At 72.8% G+C, this 5,805-nt stretch carries 5 protein-coding genes; all 5 read right to left on the reverse strand.

Going from position 1 to position 5,805, the window contains the following annotated elements; all coding sequences use genetic code 11:
- Positions 1-1,546: ABC transporter permease subunit (locus tag AC5LUJ_RS17865; protein ID WP_493465336.1), on the reverse strand; the 1,546-nt coding region annotated here is incomplete at its 3' end.
- A gap of 211 nt (positions 1,547-1,757) precedes the next feature.
- Positions 1,758-2,243 carry a hypothetical protein gene (locus AC5LUJ_RS17870; protein WP_493465337.1) on the reverse strand — a complete coding sequence of 162 codons (486 nt, stop codon included), beginning with the start codon at positions 2,241-2,243 and terminating at the stop codon, positions 1,758-1,760.
- Positions 2,244-2,706: 463 nt separating this feature from the next.
- The gene (locus tag AC5LUJ_RS17875; RefSeq protein WP_250290348.1) at positions 2,707-3,012 is read right to left on the reverse strand and encodes a hypothetical protein; all 306 of its coding nucleotides are present in this window, start codon (positions 3,010-3,012) and stop codon (positions 2,707-2,709) included.
- Positions 3,013-3,563: 551 nt separating this feature from the next.
- A complete protein-coding gene (locus AC5LUJ_RS17880) occupies positions 3,564-4,535 on the reverse strand; it encodes an NAD-dependent epimerase/dehydratase family protein (RefSeq protein ID WP_250285623.1) in 972 nt (323 codons plus the stop codon).
- A 16-nt stretch (positions 4,536-4,551) separates the two neighbouring features.
- Positions 4,552-5,805 (reverse strand): helix-turn-helix domain-containing protein (locus AC5LUJ_RS17885; RefSeq protein ID WP_493465338.1); only part of this gene is annotated, 1,254 nt, incomplete at its 5' end.

The following is a 5,805-nucleotide window of genomic DNA, read 5'->3' on the forward strand; positions in this document are numbered from 1 at the left end:
CCGCCGCCGCGCCCTCGGGGTGGTCACGCACGGCCAGCAGCGCCCGGCCGAGACGCCCCTCGTGCAGGTTGCGCACGACGAGCAGGCCCAGCCCCAGACAGACCAGCTCCACCACGTAGAACCAGCGGTCGGACAGGATGTGCCCGGCGATGGACAGCGGCGCGACGTGCAGCCCCGAGACGAACGTCTGCTGCTGGAAGACGAAGCGGGACATCACCGCCCCGACCGCGAACGTGGTGAGGGCGAGCGCCAGCCCGCGCCGCCGGATGGCGGGGTAGCCGGTGAGCAGGCCCACCGGGGCGACCAGCAGCGCCCCGACCAGCAGGGCGACAAGGCCCGGCAGCGCGGGCAGCCCGAACAGGTCGCCGCCGGCGAGCTTGGCGGACAGCAGCGCGCCGAGTCCGGCGTAGCCGGCGACGCCGAGGGAGATCTGCCCGCTGTAACCGGTAACGATCACCAGGGACAGGAAGATCAGGGCCAGCGCCGGCACGGTGAACGCGTCGCGCAGGTTGATGGGCGCGAAGGTGAGCGGGGCCGCCAGCAGCACGGCGCCGGCAAGCTTGCCGAGGACGTCCCGGCGCTGCTCGGTGAGGCTCGCCCGGTACGTCTGCGGCGCGCCGCGGCTGGAGAACCGGCCGGTGGAGCCCGCGTCCCCGCCGAGCTCGCGCAGCCGGGGGAGGACCAGCAGCAGCACCAGCAGCGCGGCCACGAACAGGTTGGACTGCACGGCCAGATACAGGGCGCTGAACTCGCCCGTCACCTGGAACTGGCTCAGCTCGCTCTGCAGGATGCCGATGGCCAGGGCGGTCAGCACCGCGCCCGGCAGGCTGGCCAGCCGGGCGGCCACGACCACCGCGAACGTCTCCAGCACCAGCAGGGTGAGCCCGTACGGGGTGAGCTGCAGGCGAGGCGCGAGCAGGATGCCGGTGAAGCCGGCGAGGGTGGTGCCGACGGCCCAGCCGGCCGCGGCCACCCGGTCGGCCGGGATGGCGGACAGCTCGGCGAGCCGGCGGTCGTCGACGACGGCCCGTACCTGCCGGCCGAAACGGGTGCGGGCCGTGATCAGGCCGAGGGCCACGCACACGGCGACGACCAGGGCCAGCTCGGCGAGCGCGTCGACACCGATGCGGCTGCCCCCGGGCAGCTGGACCGTCCGCTCCGGGAACAGGTTCGGCACGTCGTTACGGGACCCCAGGCCCCAGATCCCGGCTGTCATCCCGACGGTGAGCACGAGCACGCCCAGGCTCGCCACCAGCGACTCGGCGGCGGACGCGCGCCGGCGGGCCAGCGGGCGGAAGACGAACCGTTCGAGCACGACGCCGATCAGCGGCGAGACGACCGCGAGGGAGAGCAGCGCCGCGGCCGCGACCGGCAGCCGCCAGTCGACGACCATCGCGCGGAAGACGTAGGCCACCAGGGCCGCGATGCCGCCCTGGGCGATGTTGAGGACACCGTTGGTCCGGTAGGTCACGAGCAGGCCGATGCCGGAGAGCGCGGCGATCGCCCCGATGGAGACCCCGGCGAATGCCAGATCGACGCTTCTCATCCGGCCCGCCCCCACGGCGCGGCAGCAACGCGATTCTGCCGTTTCCGGCCCGTCTGCCGTTCCCGGCCTGCCGGCAGCCCAGGGATGCGGGCCGCCGGCAACACGCCAGGAGCAGCCTCAGGAGCCGCGCCAGGACTCCAGCCGCGCTGTCGCCGGCCCCGGGGCGGCCCGGGGAGCGTGGCCGGGCCGCGCCCGGCGCGGCGGGCTCGTCTCACGCGGCAGGCTTTGGTTCGCAGATCGTGCAGGGTGTCAGGCCGCGGGCGGCGATCTGAGCGGAGTCCACCGGCTGCGCCGGCTTGCTGGCGATCATTTCGCAGGTACGGCGGTGGTAGGTCCGGCCGGCGGGCACGGCGAACAGGCCGCCGTCGTCCTGGCCGCCGGCCGCCGGATCCGCCACCGTCGTGGGGGTGGCGGGCGCCGGCGCGGAGGCCGCGGCGACGATCAGCCTGTGCAGATCATCGACCTGGCGGTCGAGCCGTCCCCGGGCCTTGGCGGCGGCGTCGATCTGGTCGGCCACCAGCAGCGCGCTGCCGAGGAAGACGAGCGCGAGCCCGCCGAGCCCACCGGAGACGAAATAGGGGAGCTGGCGACCGGGGTCGGTCTCCGCGGACACACCGAGATAACAGCCGAACAGCAGAACACCGCCGGTGACGGCTATGAGCCAGCCGCGTACAGCACGTAGTATGCCGACGACCACTCGAGGTGTCGGCCGGGGGTGCTGACCACCCGCAGGCTGTGTGTCCACCCTGTGTCTCTCCCCCAAAGGCGCTGCGGCTGTGGTGGCTGCCCGACAGATGTCGGCTGTGGTGGCTGCCCGACAGACGTCGGCTGTGGTGACCGCCCGACAGACGTCGGTTCCGGCGCGGGCGACCTGCCCCGATCAGCGTAGGTCAGCTTAGTGCCCCGTATGAATGCCTGCCGCGTCGGCCGTGCCGAGGGCGCCTGCGATGGCTGGCCGCTGGTTCGTGGTGGGTGTGGTTCGTGATGCCTGACTGCCTCGCGCGGGCATCCGCACCCGGGCGCGGGGCCTTTCGCCGGTCGGATGGATGGCCGGTGGATGACGTCGTGGAGCTGTTCAGCCGGATGGGCTGGGCATCACCGCGGTGATGTCCGGGTACGGATGGGCCGGGTACGGATGGGCCGGGTACGGATGAACGAGGTCAGACGGGGCGTCGCTGTTGAGGTGGGGCAAGTGCGAGCATGGCAGGACTTCTCGTGACACATCCGTGAATGCTGCCGATGTCGTCGATGTCATAGTCCTGCCTGGCCTGTTGCCAACGGGTGGACTCACAGCGTTCCGCCCACAGCCGCCGGCCGACCCGGTTGCGGCGGTCCTCGACCTCCAGGGGCGCGAGTACCCCGCCCAGCGCCGCCTGCAGGTGGGCCCAGTCGTGCGCGGCGTCCCACGTCGCGAACGAGCCCAGATGCTCCCCGTCGTAGTCGTAGACATGGTATGGACGGCCCACGGGCGTCTCCTTCACTGATCTGGATGCCTCCGGGCGCGCCGGAGGCCGTGTTCCCGTATCTGCCGTGTTCTCGTATCTTTCGTGCGCGTATCCAGGCCCGCGGGACTATGTTATGTCCAGGTTCGAGTAGAACCACCGGTTTCGTCCAAGGACGACGGGTCATAGCCGTATGAACGACAGCTCCGTGGCCGGCGGCGGACGTTGGTGACCAGAAGACCGTGCCGCTTGAGTCTCGACACGAAGCCGCGACGTCGAAGCTCCAGACCGGGCGCGTCGACGGGGCCGCCATGGCCATCGCCGCAGGTCCATGATGCCCGTCCATGGGGCCGTAGGACCCCTGAACGCGGTAACCCGCCTCGCGAGTCACCATGAGTGACATTTCTATAGCGTATTTGTCGCCATTGGTCCGCCCGGTCGAGGGCTGTCGAAGGACCGGCCGAAGAGACAGGACCGGCCGATAGAGGCGGGGACGGCCGAAGAGGCGGGGACGCCGACGGGCCGGGAGAGGCCGGGGGAGCGGAGGAAGCCGAGCGGTGCCGCCGGACGCGCGGTCACCTGGACGTGGCGGTGGTGGACGCCCGTGAGGCCGCCGCGTCCCAGGCGTCGGCGACGATCCGGTCGATGGTCGAGCGGCTGCCCTGCCAGCCCAGCTCCGCCCGGATACGCCGGCTGTCCGCCACGAGCACGGGCGGCTCCGCCGCCGGCGGGCGGTGTACCCGTCGCACGGCGCGGCCGGTGACTCGCTCCACCGCGTCGAGGACGTCGGTGACGCTGACCCCGAGGCCGGTACCGACGTTGAAGATCCTGCTGTGGCCGGGCCGGACGGCGTCCAGGGCCGCGAGATACGCGTCGGCCATGTCGGCCACGTGCACGTACTCGCGGATCACCGCCCCGTCCCCGTTGACACCGAAGGACTCGCGGCACCCGGCGGCCACCGCCAGCGCCGCCGGGATGATCCGGCTCTCGTCGTTGTCGAGGTGCCGGCCCGCGGCGCCCGCGACGTTGAAGGAGCGCAGCACCACCGCGCCGATCCCGCCGGTCGCGGCCTGGTGGACGACGAGCTGCTCGGCGGCGAGCTTGGAGGCCCCGTAGGGGTGGGTCGGCGCCGGGGACGTGCTCTCCGGGATGGGCTGGGTCTCCGGCGTGCCGTAGACGGCGCCGGTCGACCCCAGGACGACGACCGGCGCGGTCCCGGTGGCCTCGGTGCCGCGTTCGAGCAGCCGCAGCAGGTTCGCGGTGCCCGTCACGTTCACCGCGAAGTACCGCAGCGGGTCGTACCGGGACTCGCGCACCCGGGTCAGGGCGGCGAGATGGCAGACCGCGTCGAACCCGCGGTCGAGCCGGGCGAGCTCGAGCGCGCGGACGTCCACCAGGTCGGCGACGACGATCTCCGCCTCCGACGCGAGCCGCGGGCACGATCCTCCGGAGTGGACGAGCGCGGTCACCCGATGCCCGGCCGCGGCGAGGGCGTCGGTGACGGCCCCACCGACGAAACCGGCCGCGCCGGTGACAAGAACACGCACGATGTCGACGGGGCCGTCAGGACGCGGCCCGCATGCGCAGCCCGGGCAGCAGCGTCCCGCGATGGCGCCATGCGAGCTCCAGGCAGGCCGCGGCCGAGGGCGCGAGCGGTTCGTGTTCGATCAGCCGGCGGACGGCCGCGTGGGTGAACGGGATGCCCTCCGACGCCCGCCGGTGCGGGCCGGTGGTGACCACGGAGCCCTCGGCGTTGACCGGGACCATCCCGGCGAACAGCGAGTCGAAGACGTCGGCGTCCACGACCACGACCGTGAGGATCTCACCGAAGAGCGTGAGCGCGTCGACGCCCATGCCGAAGCACCAGGCGCGGACCCGGCCGGCGCGCCGGGCCCGCTGCAGGGAGCGGAACGGCTCGTCGCCGTCGTAGTCGATCAGGGAGGAGCTGCTGCCGTCGTGCTCGGCGTTGCCGAGCAGCTCCTCGCTCAGCTCGCGCATGATGTTGCGCCAGAGGTCGAAGTCGGCCTCGTGGTGGCACGGGGAGATCCCGGAGGGCTGGAACACCCCGGCCGGCAGCACGTGGTAGACCCCGCCCGCGGTCGCCACCGAGCCGGCGCTGCGGCGGTGCAGCATGAAGCTCGCCCGGCTCTGGTCGTGCCGGATGGTCAGGGTGTTGATGGACGGCAGGACGACCCGCTGGCCCAGGTCGAACGGGTCGCCGATCCGGCGCCGCAACGGCAGCGCCGGCCAGGACAGCCCGCCGCCGAGCATGGCCGCGGCCGTCTCATGGGCGACCGACTCGCACACGTCGAGGGCGTCGAAGTAGGTGGTGTGGCCGAAGGCCAGCCGTGGCCCGCGCTGCCCGGCGCGGGTGGCCTCAAGCATGCGGAAGCTCAGGCGGTTCTCGAAGAGCGTGGGCCGGTCGAGATCGCGCATGGCCCGGGTGTAGGTCCCGAAGGCGGCCCCGCCGTCGGTCAGCGGACGCAGATGCTCGGTGTCGGTGCCCGCTCCCGACACCGTCGGTGCGGGGAGCGCGTCGGACCACTCCAGTTCGATGTCGGCGAGGTCGACCGGCTCGTCCCACATCCAATCGGGCCGGGTCAGCAGGCCGTTGCCGAGCCGGTGGGGCTGTGGGTACAGGCCGGCGGTGGCCCGGGCCAGGCTGATCCGGTGGTGGTTGAGGTGGTCGCGTGTCAGCCGCCAGGTGCGCTGGCTGGCCGCGATCCGCTCGTCCAGCGGGTCGGTGGGGGCGGCGTCCCGGCGGCTCTCGGCCAGGGAGCCCGCGGCCAGGCCCACGTCCTCCGGGGACAGCGACAG

It is taken from the genome of Protofrankia sp. CiP1_Cm_nod3 (assembly GCF_982290655.1).